Genomic DNA, 21,118 nt, shown 5'->3' with positions numbered 1-21,118 from the left:
CGAAGTCGCCCTTTTGTACAGAAAGTCAGAACTTAGTTCTGTTTTTCCATTTGTGCACGCAGCAGGTCACCCAGAGTGGTGGCCACAGGAGCATCAGTAGCTACTGGCTTGTCGCGCAGGCTCTGGATTGCTTCTTTCTCGTCTTCAACGTCTTTCGACTTGATCGAGAGCTGGATTACACGGCTCTTGCGGTCAACGCTGATGATCTTGGCTTCTACTTCTTCGCCTTCTTTCAGAACGTTGCGCGCGTCTTCAACGCGGTCACGGCTGATTTCGGAGGCTTTCAGAGTTGCTTCGATATCGTCGGCCAGAGTGATGATGGCGCCTTTAGCGTCAACTTCCTTCACGATGCCTTTAACGATGGCGCCTTTGTCGTTCTCTTGAACGTACTCGGAGAACGGATCGCTTTCCAGTTGCTTGATACCCAGGGAGATGCGCTCGCGCTCTGGGTCAACCGACAGGATAACGGTGTCCAGCTCGTCGCCCTTCTTGAAGCGGCGTACGGCTTCTTCGCCCACTTCGTTCCAGGAGATGTCGGACAGGTGAACCAGGCCGTCGATGCCGCCGTCCAGACCAATGAAGATACCGAAATCGGTGATCGACTTGATGGTGCCGGAGATTTTATCGCCCTTGTTGAACTGACCAGAGAAATCTTCCCATGGGTTAGATTTGCACTGCTTGATGCCCAGGGAGATACGACGACGCTCTTCGTCGATGTCCAGAACCATAACTTCCACTTCGTCGCCGACTTGTACGACTTTCGAAGGGTGGATGTTCTTGTTGGTCCAGTCCATTTCGGAAACGTGTACCAGACCTTCAACGCCTTCTTCCAGCTCAGCGAAGCAGCCGTAGTCGGTCAGGTTGGTTACACGAGCGGTAACGCGAGTGCTTTCTGGGTAACGGGCTTTGATAGCAACCCATGGATCTTCGCCCAGTTGCTTCAGGCCCAGGGAAACACGATTGCGCTCGCGATCGTACTTCAGAACCTTGACATCGATCTCGTCGCCAACGTTGACGATTTCGGAAGGATGCTTGATACGCTTCCAAGCCATGTCGGTAATGTGCAGCAGGCCATCGACGCCACCCAGATCGACGAATGCGCCGTAATCGGTGAGGTTCTTGACGATACCTTTGACTTGTTGGCCTTCCTGCAGGGATTCCAGCAGAGCTTCGCGCTCGGCGGAGTTCTCGGCTTCCAGGACGCTGCGACGGGAAACGACAACGTTGTTGCGCTTCTGGTCCAGCTTGATGACCTTGAATTCCAGCTCTTTGCCTTCCAGGTGCGTGGTGTCGCGCACTGGACGGACGTCAACCAGAGAACCTGGCAGGAACGCACGGATGCCGTTAACGTCGACAGTGAAGCCGCCTTTAACCTTACCGTTGATAACGCCCTTGACCACTTCTTCGGCTGCGAAGGCTGCTTCCAGAACAATCCAGCATTCAGCGCGCTTGGCTTTTTCACGGGACAGCTTGGTTTCACCAAAGCCGTCTTCAACCGAGTCCAGAGCAACGTGAACTTCGTCACCGACGTTGATGTTCAGTTCGCCAGCGTCGTTGTAGAACTGCTCAAGCGGGATGAGTGCTTCAGACTTCAGGCCAGCGTGAACGGTTACCCAGCGAGCTTGGTAATCGATATCAACGATAACACCGGTGATGATGGAGCCTGCCTGAAGGTTCAGGGTTTTTAGGCTTTCTTCAAAGAGTTCCGCAAAGCTTTCGCTCATTTTAATTCCTGTTGATGAGGGCGAAGAATACGCCCATCTCCACACCCCAGACGGTATGGGTTAGTTTCATTTAAAAGAAGCCACCGCAGGACTATGACTGGTCCCCTGCGGCCTTCTTGGTCACCCGGCGATATCGCGAATGGCGATCTCGCTCATGATGCGTTCCAGCACCTGGTCGATGGATAATTCCGTGGAATCCAGCTGTATGGCGTCAGCCGCCGGTTTGAGCGGGGCTACCGCTCGCTGGGTGTCACGCTCATCGCGCGCACGTATCTCATCTAGCAGACTCGACAGACTAACACCCTCGACTTTGCCCTTCAACTGCAAATATCGACGGCGTGCCCGCTCCTCGGCGCTGGCGGTCAGAAAAATCTTCAGCGGCGCATCAGGAAAAACCACTGTGCCCATGTCGCGACCATCCGCCACAAGGCCCGGCGCTTCCTGAAAAGCACGCTGGCGCTGCAGCAGCGCCTCACGTACAGCGGGCAGCGCAGCCACCTGGGAGGCGCCGGAACCGACGCTTTCGGTGCGAATGACATCGCTGACTTCATCACCTTCCAGAATGATGCGTTGCAACTGACCGTCCGTCGCGGCGATGAATTGCACATCCAGATGAGCGGCGAGTTTCTTCAGCAGCTCTTCATTGGTCAGGTCGACACCATGGTTATGCGCAGCGAAGGCCAGCAATCGGTACAACGCACCGGAATCCAGCAGGTTCCAGCCCAGGCGCTTGGCCAGGATCCCGGCTACCGTACCCTTGCCCGAGCCGCTTGGCCCATCGATGGTGATGACCGGTGCAATGTTGATCACGACTGTGCCTCTTGCGCCACGCGAATTCCGACCTGTGCGCACAGCGCCAGGAAGTTCGGGAACGACGTCGCGACGTTGGCACAATCATGAATGCGGATAGGTGCACTGGCGCGCAGCGAAGCAACGCTGAATGCCATGGCAATACGGTGATCGCCATGACCGTGCACTTCACCGCCGCCGATCTGGCCGCCGTCGATGATGATGCCATCCGGGGTTGGCTCGCACTTGACGCCCAGCGCCAGCAAACCGTCCGCCATGACCTGGATACGATCCGACTCCTTGACCCGCAGCTCTTCGGCACCACGCAGCACGGTGCGCCCTTCGGCGCATGCGGCGGCGACGAACAGCACCGGGAACTCGTCGATGGCCAGTGGAACCAGCGCCTCGGGAATCTCGATACCTTTGAGTTTAGCTGCACGTACGCGCAAGTCTGCTACCGGCTCGCCACCCACTTCACGCTGGTTTTCCAGGGTGATGTCGGCGCCCATCAGGCGCAGGATGTCGATCACACCGGTTCGAGTCGGGTTGATGCCGACGTGCTCCAGCACCAGCTCCGAACCCTCAGCGATCGATGCCGCCACCAGAAAGAACGCCGAAGACGAGATATCACCCGGGACTTCAATGTGGGTCGCGGTCAGCTTGTTGCCGGACTCGACCGATGCGGTCGCACCGTTGACCGTTACCGGGTAGCCGAAGCCACGGAGCATGCGCTCGGTATGGTCGCGGGTAGGCGCCGGCTCGGTCACGGTGGTCTTGCCTTCAGCATACAGACCGGCCAGCAGCAGGCAGGACTTAACCTGGGCACTGGCCATTGGCATGGTGTAGGTCAGACCCTTGAGCTTGTTGCCACCACGGATGATCATCGGTGGACGACCTTCAGCGGCAGTTTCGATCACGGCGCCCATTTCACGCAGCGGATTGGCCACGCGATTCATCGGACGCTTGGACAGCGAAGCATCGCCGGTCAGGGTGCTGTCGAAATTCTGCGCGGCCAGCAGGCCGGACAGCAGGCGCATCGAAGTACCGGAGTTGCCCAGATAGATCGGGCCAGGTGCAGGCTTCAGGCCATGCAGGCCGACGCCATGAATGGTCACGCGACCATGGTGCGGGCCTTCAATGACCACGCCCATGTCACGGAATGCCTGCAAGGTCGCCAGGGCATCTTCGCCCTCGAGGAAGCCTTCGACTTCGGTGACGCCTTCAGCCAGGGAACCAAGCATGATCGAGCGGTGTGAAATCGATTTGTCACCTGGTACGCGAATCCGACCGGACAGGCGGCCACCAGGTTGAGCCAGGAAAATCAGATCGTTGGAATTCATAGCGTCCACATAGGCCCTGCGGGCCAGGATTTTACTGAAATGCTCGCGGGCAACCCGGGCGCGAGTGAAAACGCCCAACAACTGGTGCCCATCCCCTGCATCGACCGCGTCGCGCAAGGCGTCGAGATCGCTGCGAAATGTATCGAGTGTGCGCAGGACAGCTTCACGGTTGGCGAGGAAGATGTCGTGCCACATGACCGGGTCGCTTCCGGCGATTCTTGTGAAATCGCGGAAACCGCCCGCAGCGTAACGGAAGATCTCAAGATTTTCATTGCGCTTGGCCAACGAATCGACCAGGCCGAACGCCAGCAAGTGCGGCAGATGGCTGGTCGCGGCCAGCACTTCGTCGTGACGCTCGACCTGCATGTGTTCGACATCGGCGCCCAACTCGCGCCACAGGCGATCGACTACCGCCAGAGCTGCCGGATCGGTTTGCGCCAGCGGCGTGAGGATCACTTTGTGGCGACGGAACAGCTCGGCATTGGAGGCTTCCACCCCGCTTTGCTCGGAACCGGCAATCGGGTGCCCCGGCACGAAGCACGACGGCATACTGCCAAATGCTTCGGTGGCCGCACGCACCACATTGCCCTTGGCACTGCCGACATCGGTCAGAATCGCTTGCCCCAGGTCCATGCCGGCCAGACGCGCGAGCACTTTCTCCATGGCCAGGATCGGCACCGCCAACTGAATGACGTCGGCGCCCTGACAAGCAACGCCCAGGTCTTCCTCGCAGCGATCCACCACACCCAACTCGACCGCGAGCTTGCGCGATTGCGGATCGAGATCGACCCCAACCACTTCGCGGCACATGCCGCTTTCACGCAAGCCCTTGGCAAACGAACCGCCGATCAACCCAAGACCGACCACCACCAGGCGACCGATCATAGGCTCAGCAGATTGCAGCGCAGTGACATCAACCACGAGCCAGAACCTTGGTCAGCGCCTCAAGGAAGCGGCTGTTCTCTGCCGGCAGGCCAATGGTGATGCGCAGGTGATTCGGCATGCCGTAATTGGCCACCGGACGCACGATCACGCCTTCACGAAGCAAGCCCTGGAACACCGGGGCCGCGACTTGACCGAGATCGACGCAGATGAAATTGCCTTTGGACGCAATCCAGCTCAGCCCCAGTTCACGGAAACCGGCTTCCAGTTGCTGCATGCCGGACTCGTTCAACTGGCGACTTTGCGCCAGATATTCTTCGTCCTTCAACGCCGCACAAGCAGCGGCCAGGGCCAGGCTGTTGACGTTGAACGGCTGGCGTACACGGTTCAGCACGTCTGCGACCACCGCCGTGGACAAGCCATAACCCACGCGCAGTGCCGCCAGGCCATAGGCCTTGGAGAAGGTACGGGAAACCAGCAGGTTCGGATAAGCCGCCAGGAAGTCCAGGCCATCCGGCAGATCGCTGCCTTCGGCGTACTCGATGTAGGCCTCGTCCAGTACGACCAGCACATGCTCCGGAACATCCTGCAGGAATTCGTCCAGTGCCTCGGCGTCGAACCAGGTCCCGGTCGGGTTGTTCGGGTTGGCGATGAAGACCACGCGGGTATTGGCATCGATCGCTGCCAGCATGGCAGGCAGGTCATGCCCCCAATCCTTGGCCGGAACCACCTTGGCCTGCGCGCCGACTGCCTGAGTAGCAATCGGGTAGACCGCGAACGCATGCTCGCTGAACACGGCATTGAGGCCAGGCGCCAGATAGGCACGCGCAACCAGTTCCAGGATGTCGTTGGAACCATTGCCCAACGTCACCTGGTTAAGCTCTACGCGGCACTGTTCGGCCAGCAGGGTCTTGAGCGCAAAACCATTGCCGTCCGGATAGCGGGTCAGCTCGGCCAGCGCCTCACGGATAGCCGCCAGCGCCTTGGGGCCGGGACCCAGCGGGTTTTCGTTGCTCGCCAGCTTGACGATGCTGGCTGGATCGAGGTCCAGCTCACGAGCCAGTTCGTCCACGGGCTTGCCCGGAACATAAGGCGAAAGTTGTTGCACGCCCGGCTGTGCCAGAGCGAGGAAATTGCCACTCATTTGCTACCGCCCCTTAGAGAACTGCTTTCGGGTAGGAACCCAGCACTTTGAGTGCCACTGCTTCCTGACTGATCTTTTCCAGCACCCCTTTGACCAGCGGGTCGCGATGGTGGCCGACGAAATCGATGAAGAACACGTAGGTCCATTTACCGCTGCGCGACGGACGAGTCTCGATTCGCGTCAGGTCGATGCCATTGTCGTGGAACGGCACCAGCAACTCATGAAGCGCACCGGGCTTGTTGCTCATCGAAACGATGATGGATGTCTTGTCGTCGCCGGTCGGCGGCACTTCCTGATTGCCGATCATGAGGAAACGCGTGGAGTTATCCGGGCGATCCTCGATCTTCTCGGCCAATCGGGTCAGCCCATACAGATCGGCCGCCATGTCGCCGGCAATCGCCGCCGAGTTCCACTCGCCCTTGACCCGCTTGGCGGCTTCGGCGTTGCTGGACACCGCCACGCGCTCGACATTCGGGTAATGGGCATCCAGCCACTTGCGACACTGGGCCAGTGATTGGGCGTGGGAATAAATACGGCTAATGCTGTCGGTCTTGGTATTTTCACCGACCAACAGGTGATGGTGGATACGCAGCTCGACTTCGCCGCAGATCACCATGTCGTGTTCGAGGAAGCTGTCGAGAGTGTGGTTGACCGCACCCTCGGTAGAGTTTTCCACCGGCACCACGCCAAAATTCACCGCACCGGCTGCCACTTCACGGAATACTTCGTCGATCGCCGCCATCGGCTTGCTGATCACGGCGTGGCCGAAGTGCTTCATGGCCGCCGCTTGGGTGAAGGTGCCCTCAGGACCGAGGTACGCCACTTTCAGCGGCTGCTCGAGCGCCAGGCACGAAGACATGATTTCGCGGAACAACCGCGCCATCTCTTCGTTGCCCAGCGGCCCCTGATTGCGCTCCATGACACGCTTGAGCACCTGAGCTTCACGCTCAGGACGATAGAACACCGGCACTTCGCCTTCGGCCAGCGAGGCCATCTTTACTCGCGCGACTTCCTGGGCGCAGCGCGCACGCTCACTGATCAGCTCCAGGACCTTTTCGTCCAGGGCATCAATGCGCAGACGCAGTGCCTTGAGTTCTTGCTCAGACATTAGCCGTGTTCCTTCTCGAACTCTGCCATGTACGAAACCAGCGCGTTGACGGCGTTGATGTCGACGGCGTTATAGATGGAGGCGCGCATACCGCCCACGGAACGGTGACCCTTGAGGTTCAACAGACCACGCTCGTCGGCACCGGCCAGGAACGGCTTGTCCAGACGATCATCTGCCAGGCGGAATGGCACGTTCATCCACGAGCGGTCCGACTTGTTGATCGGGTTGCTGTACAGGCCGCTGGCATCGATGAAGCTATACAGCGTGCGCTGCTTGACTTCATTGAGCTTGCCGATGGCTTCGACACCGCCCTGCTCTTTCAGCCACTCGAACACCAGGCCGGACAAGTACCACGCCAGGGTTGGCGGTGTGTTGTACATCGAGCCGTTGTCGGCCGCGACCTTGTAATTGAGCATAGTCGGGCAAATGGAGCGGGCGTTGCCCAGCAGGTCTTCGCGAACGATGTTGACCACGATGCCGCTCGGGCCGATGTTTTTCTGCGCGCCGGCGTAGATCATGCCGAAACGCGAAACATCCACCGGACGCGACAGGATGTCGGAGGACATGTCAGCCACCAGCGGAACGTCACCGGTCTCGGGAATCCATTGGAATTCCAGGCCGCCAATGGTTTCGTTCGGCGCGTAATGAACGTAAGCCGCGTCTTTCGACAGCGTCCATTCGTTCTGGCCGGGAATGGCGAAATAGTCGTAGGGCTTGGCGGTGCCGGCAACGTTGACGTGGCCGAAGCGCGAAGCTTCTTCGATGGCTTTCTGCGACCAGATACCGGTGTCGATATAGTCGGCAGAGCCGTTTTCCGGCAACAGGTTCAGAGGAATCTGAGCAAATTGCTGGCTGGCGCCACCTTGCAGGAACAGCACTTTATAGTTCGAGGGGATATTCAGCAGATCACGCAGATCCTGCTCGGCCTTGGTGGCAATGGACACGAACTCATCGCTGCGATGGCTCATTTCCATAACCGACAGGCCCTTGCCGTGCCAGTCGAGGAGTTCACCCTGGGCGCGCTGCAGGACAGCTTCGGGAAGCGCCGCAGGACCGGCACAGAAGTTATAGGCTCTCTTGCTCACATCCAATCTCGCTCTGATTTGGTGGTATCACTGTAGGAGCGAGCTTGCTCGCGAAAAACCTGAGAGCACAAGGGTGCACCAGACGCCCTGCGTTATCGTTGACGACCATCGCGAGCAAGCTCGCTCCTACATGGGATTTCAGTATTTCCGTACGGACAAACAACAAGGGGGCGAATTTTCATCCGCCCCCTGCTTACCCGCTTATTCCTGTGGTTCTTCGTCAGCAGCGGCGTCGAGTTGCTGGTCTTCGGCAACGTCGGCAATTACGACCTCTCCGACAAACCCGTCACCCTCTTCACCTTCGAGTTCTTCACCTTCGACTTCCGACGGTTCCTGAACCCGCTCCAGCCCAACCAGCGTTTCATCGTTGGCCAGCTTGATCAAGGTCACGCCCTGGGTGTTACGGCCCAGGCTGGACACTTCGTCGACACGGGTGCGCACCAGGGTGCCCTGATCGGAAATCAGCATGATTTCCTCGCCGTCGAGCACCTGAACCGCACCGACCAGACGGCCGTTACGCTCGTTGCTGACCATGGCGATAACGCCCTGACCGCCACGCTTGTACTCAGGGAACTCGGTGATCGCCGTACGCTTGCCGAAACCACGCTCGGAAGCGGTGAGGATCTGGCTGCCTTCTTCCGGGATCAGCATGGAAATCAGCTTCTGGCCTTCCGGCAGACGCATGCCGCGCACACCGCGGGCGGTACGGCCCATGGCGCGAACGTCGGATTCCTTGAAGCGGGTCACTTTGCCGCCGTCGGAGAACAACATCACTTCGCGCTCGCCATCGGTGATGGCTGCGCTGATCAATACGTCGCCTTCATCCAGCTCCAAGGCGATCAGACCAACGCTGCGTTGACGGCTGAAGGATTCCAGCGGGGTCTTCTTCACGGTGCCGTTGGCGGTGGCCATGAAGATGTAGTGACCTTCGGTGTATTCCTCGACCGGCAGCATGGTGGTGATGTATTCACCGTCATCCAGCGGCAGCAGGTTGACCAGCGGACGACCACGGGCAGCGCGGGACGCTTCAGGGATTTCGTAGGTCTTCAGCCAGTACACCTTGCCCTTGCTGGAGAACAGCAGCAGCGTGGTGTGGCTGTTGGCAACCAGCAGGTGAGCGATGTAATCCTCATCCTTGACGCCGGTGGCCGACTTGCCTTTACCGCCACGACGCTGGGCCTGGTACGCAGCCAGCGGCTGGGTCTTGGCGTAGCCACCGTGGGAAATGGTCACGACGCGCTCTTCTTCCGGGATCATGTCACCCAGGGTCAGGTCGAGACGGGCATCGAGAATCTCGGTGCGACGTACGTCGCCGTATTCCGCGCGAATCACTTCCAGCTCTTCGCGGATCACTTCCATCAGGCGCGTGGCGCTGTTGAGGATGCGGATCAGTTCGCCGATCTGGTTGAGGATCTCTTGATACTCGGCCAGCAGCTTTTCGTGCTCCAGACCGGTCAGGCGGTGCAGACGCAGTTCCAGAATGGCTTGCGCCTGTTCCGGCGACAGGAAGTACTTGCCGTCGCGCAGACCGTATTGCGGATCGAGGTTTTCCGGACGGCACGAATCGGCGCCGGCACGCTCGACCATCGCCACCACAGCCGAGGATTCCCAAGGGGTGCTGACCAGCGCTTCCTTGGCTTCCGATGGCGTTGGCGATGCCTTGATCAGTGCGATGACCGGGTCGATGTTCGACAGGGCAACCGCTTGACCTTCAAGAATGTGGCCACGCTCGCGCGCCTTGCGCAGTTCGAACACGGTACGACGGGTAACCACTTCGCGACGGTGACGCACGAAGGCTTCCAGCAGATCCTTAAGGTTCAGGATCCGCGGACGGCCGTCGATCAGCGCGACGATGTTGATGCCGAACACCGCTTGCAGCTGGGTCTGGGCGTAGAGGTTGTTGAGGATCACCTCAGGCACTTCGCCGCGACGCAGTTCGATCACGACGCGCATACCGTCCTTGTCGGACTCGTCGCGCAGTTCGGTGATGCCTTCGAGCTTCTTCTCTTTGACCAGCTCGGCGATCTTTTCGATCAGACGCGCCTTGTTCAGCTGGTATGGGAGTTCGGTGATGACGATCTGCTGACGGCCACCGACCTTGTCGATGTCTTCGATCATCGAGCGGGCGCGCATGTAAATGCGGCCGCGACCGGTGCGGTAGGCTTCGATGATGCCGGCGCGACCGTTGATGATCGCAGCGGTCGGGAAGTCCGGACCGGGGATGTATTGCATCAGCTCGTCGACGGTCAGCTCGGGGTTGTCGATGAGCGCCAGGCAACCGTCGATGACTTCACCGAGGTTGTGCGGCGGAATGTTGGTCGCCATACCCACGGCGATACCGCTGGAGCCGTTGACCAACAGGTTGGGAATACGGGTCGGCATGACCGCCGGGATCATTTCGGTGCCGTCGTAGTTCGGCACCCAGTCCACGGTTTCTTTATGCAGGTCGGCCAGCAGCTCGTGCGCCAGCTTGGTCATGCGCACTTCGGTGTATCGCATGGCTGCGGCGTTGTCGCCGTCCACCGAACCGAAGTTGCCCTGGCCGTCTACCAGCAGGTAGCGCAGGGAGAATGGCTGCGCCATCCGAACGATGGTGTCGTACACCGCGGTATCACCGTGCGGGTGATACTTACCGATCACGTCACCGACAACACGGGCAGATTTCTTGTACGGCTTGTTGAAGTCGTTGCCCAGCTCGCTCATCGCGAACAGCACACGCCGGTGCACGGGCTTCAAGCCATCGCGCGCATCCGGCAGTGCCCGCCCGACAATTACGCTCATCGCGTAGTCGAGGTAGGACTGCTTCAGCTCGTCTTCGATATTGACCGGGAGGATTTCTTTGGCCAGTTCGCCCATGAGAAGCCTGATTCCTTTTTCTGGTGAAACTTCGTCACATCCATATGGGACCAACGAAGCTCGCCGATACAGGCTGAGTGCCATGTACCGACTTACGACAAATCAACGAGTTATGCCATGGATCTGCGCAGTAAAGGTCACCCCGTGGGGCAACTCTGGAAACCGCCGGATGTTATCACAAGAGCCGCCACGCACCTATCCCCTAGATGCGCATGGAGAGTAGTTAGTTGACCGGTGACAGGCTTGAAGGGGACGAGAGAGGCTTAGAGCCTTATTAATTGAAGATTCTCGGACTAAATAGGGGATTTTTTGCTGGCCATCAGGGCCTCTTCGCGAGCAAGCCCGCTCCCACATTTGACCGAGTTCTCCAGTTAGACCAGGTCGAGTGTGGGAGCGGGCTTGCTCGCGAAGGCAATGTATCAGGCACCCTGAATCATCAATGCAGACGTTTGCGGCACATCAACTGCGCCATTTTCGCCGTATCCGGGCGCTCAACGATGCCTTTTTCGGTAACGATGACATCGATCAGGTCTGCCGGAGTTACATCGAACACCGGGTTAAAGGCATCGACATCGGCCCCGACTCGCTTGCCGCCGACATCCAGCAACTCCCGGCCGTCACGCTCCTCAATCGGAATGTCGTCACCGCTGGCCAGGTGCATGTCAATGGTCGAACTGGGCGCCACCACCATGAAGCGCACACCGTGGTGCATGGCGTTGACGGCCAGTTGATAGGTACCGATCTTGTTGGCCACATCGCCATTGGCAGTGATCCGGTCAGCGCCGACGATGACCCAGGTAGGGCCTTTGGTCTTCATGATATGCGCCGCGGCGGAATCGACATTGAGGGTCACGGGAATACCTTCATTGGCCAGTTCCCAGGCGGTCAGCCGTGAGCCCTGCAGCCATGGGCGGGTTTCGTCGACATACACTCGTTCGACCATGCCCTCGATGAACGCAGCACGAATCACCCCCAGCGCCGTGCCGAAGCCGCCCGTGGCCAGCGCGCCGGTGTTGCAGTGGGTCAGGATCGCCTGGGCGTTGCCCTGATGCTTGCGGATCAGATCGACACCCAGTTGCGCCATGGTCAGGTTGGCTTCGCGATCACTTTCGTGAATGGCAATGGCCTCGGCCTCCAGCACCTCCAGCGGATCGGCATTGTCTTTCAGGCGATCCAGCCGGTCGTGCATGCGGCCCAGCGCCCAGAACAGGTTAACGGCGGTAGGACGGGAATCGGCCAACAGCGCAAAATCCTCTTCCAGCGCTGCGTACCAGTCGCCGCCTTCGGCAATCCGGGCGCGCGCCGCCAGCACAATGCCATAGGCGGCACTGATACCAATCGCCGGAGCACCGCGCACCACCATCGAGCGAATGGCCTCGGCCACGCCAGCGGCGCTGGTGTAGGCGATCCAGGTTTCCTCGAACGGCAAAATACGCTGATCCAGCAGATGGAGAGCGCCATCACGCCAATCGATGGCCTTTACCTTTTCCGCAGCCAACAGTCGATCGCGCATCCCTCACCCCGCACTCATGAACAAAAGCCGCCGATTATAGCGATCCCCCCGCGAAGACGCTCGGGTATACTTCGCCATCCTTTACAAAAGCACTGGAACCGACCCTCGATGCCGAACACTGCCGCTGCGCTCGACCTGTTGTTGCTGCCGACCTGGCTGGTACCCGTCGAACCCGCTGGTGTTGTCCTCAAAGAACATGGCGTGGGCATCCGTGATGGACGCATCGTGTTTATCGGCCCACGTTCTGCCGCCCTGAAGCTTAACGCAACCGAAATCCGCGAATTGCCCGACATGTTGCTCAGCCCCGGCCTGATCAATGCCCACGGGCACGCGGCGATGACGCTGTTCCGTGGCCTGGCCGATGACCTGCCATTGATGACCTGGCTGGAAAACCACATCTGGCCCGCCGAAGCCAAATGGGTCGACGAGGACTTTGTGCGCGACGGCACCGACCTTGCCATCGCTGAGCAAATCAAAGGTGGCATCACCTGTTTCTCTGACATGTACTTCTTCCCTAAGGTTGCCAGTGAGCGCGTGCACAACAGCGGTATTCGCGCGCAAATCGCGATTCCAATCCTCGATTTCCCGATTCCGGGCGCCGCTACGGCGGACGAAGCCATTCGTCAGGGCGTTGAACTGTTTGGCGATCTCAAGCACCACGAGCGCATCAAAATCACCTTCGGCCCCCACGCACCCTACACCGTGGGCGACGAAAACCTGGAAAAAATCCGGGTGATCGCCGAAGAACTGGACGCCTCGATCCACATGCACGTGCATGAAACAGCGTTCGAGGTGCAGCAATCGGTCGAGCAGCGCGGTGAACGCCCGCTGGCCCGCCTGGCGCGCCTGGGCTTGCTGGGGCCGCGCTTCCAGGCGGTGCACATGACCCAGATTAGCGATGAAGACCTGGCACTGCTGGTAGAAAGCAACAGCAATGTGATTCATTGCCCGGAGTCGAACCTGAAGCTGGCCAGCGGCTTCTGTCCCGTTGAGCGTTTGTGGGAGGCCGGGGTCAATGTCGCAGTCGGCACCGACGGCGCGGCGAGCAACAATGACCTGGACCTGCTCGGCGAAACCCGCACCGCGGCCCTGCTGGCCAAGGCTGTCGCCGGCTCGGCCACCGCGCTGGATGCCCATCGCGCCTTGCGCATGGCCACCCTCAACGGCGCCCGGGCTTTGGGTATCGAGGCCGAAACCGGCTCGCTGGAAATCGGCAAGGCCGCGGACATGGTGGCTTTCGACCTCTCCGGCCTGGCCCAGCAGCCGGTCTATGACCCGGTTTCGCAGCTTATATACGCCACCGGCCGGGACTGCGTGAAACACCTTTGGGTGGCCGGCAAGCAACTGCTCGACGACCGTCGCCTGACACGCCTGGATGAACAACAGCTTGGCGCTGTCGCGAAGGCCTGGGGCCAGCGCATCAGCGGCCGTATCGAATCGTAAGCACCCCGGAACACACCCGGGGCAACAGGATTTTTCAAGTTTTAGAGGACTTAAACCATGAGCAACGTCGACTACGCCGAAATCGCCAAATTCGAGGCCCTGGCCCATCGCTGGTGGGATCGCGAAAGCGAATTCAAACCGCTGCACGACATCAACCCGCTGCGGGTCAACTGGATTGACGAACGGGTCAACCTGGCCGGCAAAAAAGTCCTCGACGTGGGTTGCGGCGGCGGCATCCTCAGCGAAGCCATGGCCCAGCGCGGCGCGACCGTCATGGGTATCGACATGGGCGAAGCGCCGCTGGCGGTTGCCCAGTTGCATCAACTGGAGTCGGGCGTCAACGTCGAATACCGGCAGATCACCGCTGAAGCCCTGGCCGAGGAAATGCCCGAGCAGTTCGACGTGGTCACCTGCCTGGAAATGCTTGAGCACGTGCCGGACCCGTCTTCGGTGATCCGCGCCTGCTTCCGCATGGTCAAGCCCGGCGGCCAGGTGTTCTTCTCCACCATCAACCGCAACCCGAAGGCGTACCTGTTCGCCATCGTCGGCGCCGAATACATCATGAAGCTGCTGCCGCGCGGCACCCACGACTTCAAGAAATTCATCCGCCCTTCCGAACTCGGTGCCTGGAGCCGCATGGCCGGCCTGACCGTCAAGGACATCATCGGCCTGACCTACAACCCGCTGACCAAGCACTACAAACTGGCGGCTGACGTGGACGTCAACTACATGATCCAGACCCTGCGCGAGGAGTAAGCCGATGCCAATCAGAGCAGTTCTTTTCGACATGGACGGCACCCTGCTCGACACCGCGCCGGACTTCATTGCGATCTGCCAGGCGATGCGTGCCGACCGCGGCTTGCCACCGATGAACGACAAGCACATTCGCGACGAGATTTCCGGTGGCGCCAAGGCTATGGTCGCAGTGACCTTCGCCATGGACCCGGAATCGCCGGGTTTCGAAGCGTTGCGCCTGGAGTTCCTGGAGCGCTACCTCGTGGGTTGCGCCGTTCACAGCAAGCTGTTCGACGGCATGGCTGAATTGCTCGCCGACATCGAAAAAGCCAACCTGATCTGGGGCGTGGTCACTAACAAACCATTGCGTTTCGCCGAACCGATCATGCAACAGCTGGGGCTGGCCGAACGTTCGGCGCTGCTGATCTGCCCGGATCACGTGAAGAACAGCAAACCGGATCCGGAGCCATTGATCCTGGCCTGCAAGATGCTCGACCTGGACCCCGCCAGCGTGCTGTTCGTAGGCGACGATTTGCGCGACATCGAGTCGGGCCGTGATGCCGGTACCAAGACTGCTGCGGTGACCTTCGGCTATATCCACCCGGACGATAACCCGCGTCACTGGGGAGCGGACGTGGTTGTCGACCACCCGCTGGAGTTGCGCAAAGTGCTCGATAGCGCGCTTTGTGGCTGCTGAATCGAATCAGATTTTGTGGCGAGGGAGCTTGCTCCCGCTGGGTCGCGGAGCGGCCCCTTCATCTGCAACCGCATTTCTGTCAGACACACCGCATAGACTGGTTTTACGACTGCTTCGCAGCCGAGCGGGAGCAAGCTCCCTCGCCACAGGTTTCGGTGTCCGCATTAATTGTGTTGAGGTTTTTTATGTTTGATTATTCCGCCCGCCCCGAACTGCTCAAGGACCGGGTCATTCTGGTCACCGGCGCAGGACGCGGCATCGGCGCCGCCGCGGCAAAAACCTACGCGGCCCACGGCGCAACCGTACTATTGCTGGGCAAGTCCGAAGCCAACCTGACTCAGGTTTACGACGAAATCGAAGCCGCCGGCCATCCACAAGCGGCGGTCATCCCGTTCAACCTCGAAACCGCCCTGCCCCATCAGTACGATGAGCTGGCCGCAATGATCGAGAGCGAATTCGGGCATCTCGACGGCCTGCTGCACAATGCTTCGATCATCGGCCCGCGCACGCCGATCGAGCAACTTTCTGGCGAAAACTTCATGCGGGTCATGCAAGTCAACGTCAATGCCATGTTCATGCTCACGAGCACACTGCTGCCATTGCTCAAGCTGTCGCAGGATGCCTCGGTTGTGTTCACTTCCAGCAGTGTCGGCCGCAAGGGACGCGCATACTGGGGTGCTTACGGTGTCTCCAAGTTCGCCACCGAAGGCCTGATGCAAACCCTGGCTGACGAAGTCGATACCGTGGCCCCGGTACGCTCCAACAGCATCAACCCGGGCGCCACTCGCACCAGCATGCGCGCCCAGGCTTACCCGGGTGAAAATCCGCTGAACAACCCGACGCCCGAGGAGATCATGCCGGTCTACCTTTACCTGATGGGCCCGGACAGCACCGGTATCAACGGCCAGGCGTTCAACGCCCAGTAACGACCGTGCGTCGCTTTTTTGTGCCGCGCCGGCTTCCCGACGCGGCACTCGAAGGCCCACGCATTCGAGCCAGACACCTGTCAAACAAACGTCACGTGCAGCGCTACACGTGTCGCAAATAAATCTCAACACATTGATTTAGTACAGATTTTATTTGGATGAACCGAATGGCACGACTTTCGCTCTAAGTTTGCTCAGACACGCAACGTGAAAGCAGACGGGGTGAAGCGTGAGTGCAGAAGTTACTCATCTTCCACAAAGCGGATTAAACTTGTACGAAATGTCCTACGGGACTGACGGACCAGTACGACGCGCAGCCCTAAGCCGCTCTCACCCTGCTTGTAAGACAGCCTTACTGCTTAGGGGCGCACGCCTTATGAAACCACCTTCCCAGACCAACGCAATTGACTTCGATAGCGCCAAATTGCAGCGCCTGGGCTTTGGTCAGCAGCCGCCCCTTCTGGAAAGGCCCGTCAGCCTTGCGCAATTGCGCCAGCAACTGAACCTGCAGTTGCAAACCAGTCTTGAGCCGCAACGCATTCTTGGGACGTTTTATCGCGAAATTCAGCGATTGGTGCCGTTGGACGCCTTGAGCTACCAGCACAAGAGCAGTGACCTGCGCCTGGAGTTCGGCCAACGCGGCCACCATTCAATCAGTTACAGCCTCAGTCACGAAGGTGAACACCTGGGTGAGCTGATTTTCCGCCGCAATCAGCGTTTCAGCGAACAGGAACAAGGCAATCTCGAATCACTGCTGGCCGCGCTGCTATTCCCGATGCGCAACGCGCTGCTTTACCGTACCGCCACCCAAAGCGCACTGCGCGACCCTCTGACGGGCGCCGGTAACCGCATCGCCATGGACCAAACGCTGCAAAGGGAAATCGAGCTGTCCCGGCGCCATCTGCAACCGTTGTCAGTGCTGATGCTGGACATCGATCATTTCAAGCAAGTCAATGATACCCATGGCCACAGCACTGGCGATGACGTGCTCAAGGCGGTCGCCGCCTCAATCAAAAACCAGCTGCGCAACGTGGACATGGTGTTCCGCTATGGCGGTGAAGAATTCCTGATCCTGCTGTCGAACACCTGCCGCGAGGCCGCGGCGATGGTCGGTGAGCGGCTGCGGTTTGCAGTGCAGTCTGAAGAGTATCTGGCCGATGGTCATATGATCGTGCTGACGGTCAGCATTGGCTGTTCGACCCTTTTGCCCGGTGAGTCTGCCGAAAGCCTGTTGCGACGGGCAGACAGCGCTTTGTATGTGGCCAAGCGCGAAGGACGTAACCGGCTGAAGATGGCGGGCTGATTTTTCAGCCACCACACAAACCAATGTGGGAGCGGGCTTGCTCGCGAAGGCGGCGTATCAGCTGATATCTGAGCTGAATGACACTCCGCTTTCGCGAGCAAGCCCGCTCCCACAGTTTTATTGCGTGATGGCTGTATCAGCCTTCGGCCAGTGCCAACCGCTCACGAACGACCGGCGCTCTCTCTGCGTGTTCCAGTTGCATGCAACGTTCGAGAAACAGGTACATGTAATCGTAGCTCTTGCAAACGGCCTGACGCAGCTCCATCTGCAGGGATCTGCTCGGGTTGGTGCCCGCCAATGTGCAGATGATTTCCAGGGCTTCCCATGGATGGGCGTCGTCGTACTGGGCATGCATCTTCAGCCATTTCATCGCCCGTTTGCGATCTTCCTCGGGGAACGAGGCTGCGTAGATACCGTTGGAACAAACTACCGCCGACCATTCCCCGGTCGCCCCTTCGATGGCGTAGTTGGTGGCGGCAATCGCAACGATCAGTGAGTCGGCTGAACTGGTGTGCCAGCACCAATGGCTCAAGGCGTGAAGCTCAGGGGCCACCTGCTGGGCCTGCAAGTCTTCCAGGGTGACACCGTGCGCGCGGCTCCAGTGCACCCAGTAATCGGCGTGGTTCAATTCGACGCGGATATTGCGCATCAGCCAGCGACGGGCCATGTCTTCGCCAGGATGACGGGCAAAACGGGTCTTGGTCAGGTTTTGTGCCATATACAACGCGAACTGTTCGACCACCGGCCAGCCACCGATCAGGTATTGGCGCATGGTCTTCGCACTGAGCTTGTTGTCTCGCATGCGTTGGTACAGTTCGTGTTCGACAACCCGGCGCTTGCTCTCGCTGCAATCCTGGATCAGGCGCTGGGCCCAGGCAGGATAACTTGTAGCTTCCATGAGCGGTCCGGTTCGGTTGAATGTGTCGATCACTGTCGAGCTCCTTTTGATTGTGATTGTAAGACCGGCAGGAGTTTCAACGGAACGTGCCAGGCGCCTTGAACAACAGCGGTTGAGGCCTGGCAGGACGACTTAGCAAGCTATCGCTGGTAAACAGATGCGGGCGTTCAATCACATACCCTTGAGCGTAATCCACCCCGATTTCCAGCAATGCCTGCTCGATCTGGGGCGTTTCAACAAACTCGGCAATCGTGCGCTTACCCATCACATGGCCGATGTGATTGATCACTTCGACCATGGCGCGGTTAATCGGGTCGTCCAGCATATCCTTTACGAAACTCCCGTCGATCTTCAGGAAGTCTACAGGCAAATGTTTCAGATACGCGAATGAGGACATTCCGGCACAAAAATCATCCAGTGAAAAATGGCATCCTAAGCCTTTGAGTTCATTAATGAATCGAATGGCGCTGCCAAGATTTGAAATAGCACTGGTTTCAGTAATTTCAAAACAAATCATTTCAGGCGGAATCGAATACGTCACAAACTGTTCGCGCAAAAAGTCCAGAAACGCTTCATCCCCGATCGTCGCGCCTGACAGATTGATCGCACACATGGCCAGCGGCCGGTGGCCTTGTTCGGCCCGGCATTGGGCAATGATCTTGAACACGTTCTGCACAACCCAACGATCCAGCGAACTCATCAGGCCATAACGTTCGGCAGCCGGGATGAAGCTGTCAGGCAAAATCATCCGCCCCGCTTCATCATGTAATCGCAGCAGAATTTCAATGTGTCCGCCGTCCTGATCGATATAGCCCAAGGGTGCTATTTCCTGGGCGTACAGGCAGAAGCGGTCTTCTTCCAGCGCAATGTGCAAACGCTGCACCCAGGCCATTTCGCCGAAGCGCAGGGACAGTTCCGAGTCATCCGGATGGTAGACCTGGACCCGGTTCCGGCCTTTTTCCTTGGCCATGTAGCACGCCATGTCGGCAGCACGCAGCGAGGTTTCGAGCGTTGTCGGATTCTGCGCAACATGGACCAGGCCGATACTGACAGTGGTCACGAAAGGCCGGCCCTTCCAGACAAAATGCAGATTCTGCACGGTCTGACGCAGACTCTCGGCAATTTTCTCCGCCGCTTCCGGAGCGCAGTTTTCCAGCAGGATGCCGAACTCGTCGCCACCAAGGCGCGCCAGGGTATCGCCTTCGCGCAGTCCGGATTGCAACAGCGCACAGATATGCCGCAACAGTTCATCGCCCGCCGCGTGGCCGCAGGTATCGTTGACCAGTTTGAATTGATCCAGATCGAGGAACATCAGGGCATGGCGACCCGGGTAGCGGGTCAGATTGTGCAGCGCCTGTTCCAGTCGATATTCGAATTCGCGGCGGTTGGCAAGCCCGGTCAAGGCGTCGTGGGTCGCCTGCCACGACAGATTGGCGATGTATTGCCGCTCCTGGGTCATGTCATGCAGCACCAGCACCGTCCCGCTGACTTTGCCGGCATTGCGGATCGGCGCCCCCACCAGCGTGACCGATACCGTGCTGCCGTCCAGGCGTTGAATCAGCTTGGAATGCTCACTGCCGCCACTGAGCTGGCCGCTCAGAATATGTTCGATCAGGGTGAAACCATCGGTCTGGGCATTTTCGTCCAGCAGGTTGAACAGCGCAGCCAGCGGCAACCCCGTCGCCTGCTCGGCCTTCCAGTGGGTCAACGCCTCGGCCGCCGGATTCATGTAGGCAATCGCACCTGAAACATCCGTGGTGATCACTCCGTCGCCAATCGATTGCAGGGTGATCTGCGCCCGTTCTTTCTCCAGTTGCAGAGCATCGGCGAAGGCATGGCGCTGCTTGAGCAGTTTATGGGTGCGCATCAATGCCAATGCAATCAAGCCCAGGGCGGTGGCCAGATTCGTCATCAGCAACAAACGCAGTATCACCCGCGAACCTTCACCCAAGGCATCGCTGAACGCCTTCGCCGCCGGCGTCACGCCGTCGTTGATGGCGAAAATCTGCTCCTTCCAGCGCTGAACATCCGTACTGGAGGCCGGGCCGGCAGTGATGTGCTGATGCATGTCCCGCGCAACGGCATCGAGCTGGACCAGGTAGGCATCACCCACCGTCCAGCGATCGATGGCTTTTTCGAGGTAGCTGAAGTGCCGGAAATTGAGGTACAGCCAGATCAGGCTGGACACGTCGTCAGGATGGTTGCCGCCCTTGAGGATCGCCACTCGTGCGGCCTCGATGTTCGGCGGCTGATGATCCAGCGCCACACGCAATTCATGCCCGCCCTGAGGCACGGAAATGGCGTTCTGGTATTTATGAAAAATCGCTTCGTCGCCACTGTCGGCGTAGAGGTTGAGGTAATAGATGGCGTCTTTCTGGCCCTTGGACCACAGGCTTTCACCGGCGACATAGCCACGGACCGCTGACAGTACGTAAAGACTGACGCCCCCCAACAGGGCCTGAAATAACACAACGGCGATAAAAGGCCAGACAATGCCTAACAACCGTGGCGTACCGAGAGTCCGCGTTTGATTCATGAGATCCCTTGCTTTAGCACTGCTTGCTCGTCTTCCGGACGAAATCGCTTTAGCTAGACTAGGGGGCGATTCCGATCCCGGCAAGCGACAAGCTATGCTCGGAGGGAGTATCGCGGCCGCTAAATCCGGTCGCGACGAT

At 59.2% G+C, this 21,118-nt stretch carries 15 protein-coding genes and 1 pseudogene; 5 read left to right on the top strand and 11 right to left on the bottom strand.

Going from position 1 to position 21,118, the window contains the following annotated elements; all coding sequences use genetic code 11:
* Positions 1-32 precede the first annotated feature (32 nt).
* The 9 genes and pseudogenes from rpsA to mtnA form a co-directional block, all read right to left on the bottom strand.
* Positions 33-1,724: a 30S ribosomal protein S1 gene (gene rpsA / locus PMI28_RS18300; RefSeq protein ID WP_007973639.1), complete on the bottom strand. Its 1,692-nt coding sequence runs from the start codon at positions 1,722-1,724 to the stop codon at positions 33-35.
* A 120-nt stretch (positions 1,725-1,844) separates the two neighbouring features.
* On the bottom strand, positions 1,845-2,534 hold the full coding sequence (cmk, locus tag PMI28_RS18305) for a (d)CMP kinase (RefSeq protein ID WP_007985391.1): 690 nt from the start codon (positions 2,532-2,534) through the stop codon (positions 1,845-1,847).
* Positions 2,531-4,738, bottom strand: a complete 2,208-nt coding sequence (locus PMI28_RS18310; RefSeq protein ID WP_007985390.1) for a bifunctional prephenate dehydrogenase/3-phosphoshikimate 1-carboxyvinyltransferase — start codon at positions 4,736-4,738, stop codon at positions 2,531-2,533. The genes cmk and PMI28_RS18310 overlap by 4 nt, the downstream gene beginning before the upstream one ends.
* A 28-nt stretch (positions 4,739-4,766) precedes the next feature.
* Positions 4,767-5,879 carry a histidinol-phosphate transaminase gene (gene hisC / locus PMI28_RS18315; RefSeq protein WP_007985389.1) on the bottom strand — a complete coding sequence of 371 codons (1,113 nt, stop codon included), beginning with the start codon at positions 5,877-5,879 and terminating at the stop codon, positions 4,767-4,769.
* A gap of 13 nt (positions 5,880-5,892) precedes the next feature.
* The gene (gene pheA, locus PMI28_RS18320; RefSeq protein ID WP_007985388.1) at positions 5,893-6,987 is read right to left on the bottom strand and encodes a prephenate dehydratase; all 1,095 of its coding nucleotides are present in this window, start codon (positions 6,985-6,987) and stop codon (positions 5,893-5,895) included.
* A complete protein-coding gene (serC, locus tag PMI28_RS18325) occupies positions 6,987-8,072 on the bottom strand; it encodes a 3-phosphoserine/phosphohydroxythreonine transaminase (protein ID WP_007985387.1) in 1,086 nt (361 codons plus the stop codon). The genes pheA and serC overlap by 1 nt, the downstream gene beginning before the upstream one ends.
* Before the next feature lie 28 nt (positions 8,073-8,100).
* Positions 8,101-8,181: pseudogene (locus tag PMI28_RS31035) on the bottom strand (outer membrane lipoprotein carrier protein LolA); the annotation flags it as partial.
* Between the two features lie 92 nt (positions 8,182-8,273).
* Complete coding sequence (gene gyrA, locus PMI28_RS18330; protein WP_007985386.1) at positions 8,274-10,928, bottom strand: DNA gyrase subunit A; 2,655 nt, start codon at positions 10,926-10,928, stop codon at positions 8,274-8,276.
* A 436-nt stretch (positions 10,929-11,364) separates the two neighbouring features.
* The gene (gene mtnA, locus PMI28_RS18335; protein WP_007985385.1) at positions 11,365-12,441 is read right to left on the bottom strand and encodes an S-methyl-5-thioribose-1-phosphate isomerase; all 1,077 of its coding nucleotides are present in this window, start codon (positions 12,439-12,441) and stop codon (positions 11,365-11,367) included.
* Between the two features lie 108 nt (positions 12,442-12,549).
* Between mtnA and PMI28_RS18340 the strand changes: the two genes are divergently transcribed.
* The 5 genes from PMI28_RS18340 (at position 12,550) to PMI28_RS18360 (ending at position 17,545) form a co-directional block, all read left to right on the top strand.
* A complete protein-coding gene (locus PMI28_RS18340; RefSeq protein ID WP_007985383.1) occupies positions 12,550-13,884 on the top strand; it encodes a TRZ/ATZ family hydrolase in 1,335 nt (444 codons plus the stop codon).
* Between the two features lie 57 nt (positions 13,885-13,941).
* On the top strand, positions 13,942-14,640 hold the full coding sequence (ubiG, locus tag PMI28_RS18345; protein ID WP_007985381.1) for a bifunctional 2-polyprenyl-6-hydroxyphenol methylase/3-demethylubiquinol 3-O-methyltransferase UbiG: 699 nt from the start codon (positions 13,942-13,944) through the stop codon (positions 14,638-14,640).
* Positions 14,641-14,644: 4 nt separating this feature from the next.
* A complete protein-coding gene (mupP, locus tag PMI28_RS18350; RefSeq protein WP_007985379.1) occupies positions 14,645-15,316 on the top strand; it encodes an N-acetylmuramic acid 6-phosphate phosphatase MupP in 672 nt (223 codons plus the stop codon).
* A gap of 185 nt (positions 15,317-15,501) precedes the next feature.
* Positions 15,502-16,242, top strand: a complete 741-nt coding sequence (locus PMI28_RS18355; RefSeq protein WP_007985378.1) for a YciK family oxidoreductase — start codon at positions 15,502-15,504, stop codon at positions 16,240-16,242.
* Positions 16,243-16,618: 376 nt separating this feature from the next.
* Positions 16,619-17,545 (top strand): GGDEF domain-containing protein, encoded by a 927-nt coding sequence (locus tag PMI28_RS18360; protein WP_007985376.1) that lies wholly within the window; start codon positions 16,619-16,621, stop codon positions 17,543-17,545.
* Positions 17,546-17,681: 136 nt separating this feature from the next.
* Here PMI28_RS18360 and PMI28_RS18365 read toward each other — a convergent pair whose 3' ends face one another.
* Together PMI28_RS18365 and PMI28_RS18370 are read right to left on the bottom strand one after the other, a co-directional pair.
* Positions 17,682-18,443 (bottom strand): TenA family transcriptional regulator, encoded by a 762-nt coding sequence (locus PMI28_RS18365; RefSeq protein WP_443200723.1) that lies wholly within the window; start codon positions 18,441-18,443, stop codon positions 17,682-17,684.
* A gap of 76 nt (positions 18,444-18,519) precedes the next feature.
* Positions 18,520-20,979 (bottom strand): EAL domain-containing protein, encoded by a 2,460-nt coding sequence (locus tag PMI28_RS18370; protein WP_007985374.1) that lies wholly within the window; start codon positions 20,977-20,979, stop codon positions 18,520-18,522.
* Between the last annotated feature and the right edge of the window lie 139 nt (positions 20,980-21,118).

Origin of the sequence: Pseudomonas sp. GM48, assembly GCF_000282335.1 — a bacterium.
In the GTDB taxonomy this organism is placed as follows: domain Bacteria; phylum Pseudomonadota; class Gammaproteobacteria; order Pseudomonadales; family Pseudomonadaceae; genus Aquipseudomonas.
Note: the sequence above shows the minus strand (reverse complement) of the source record. Positions and strands in the feature narration are given on the sequence as shown.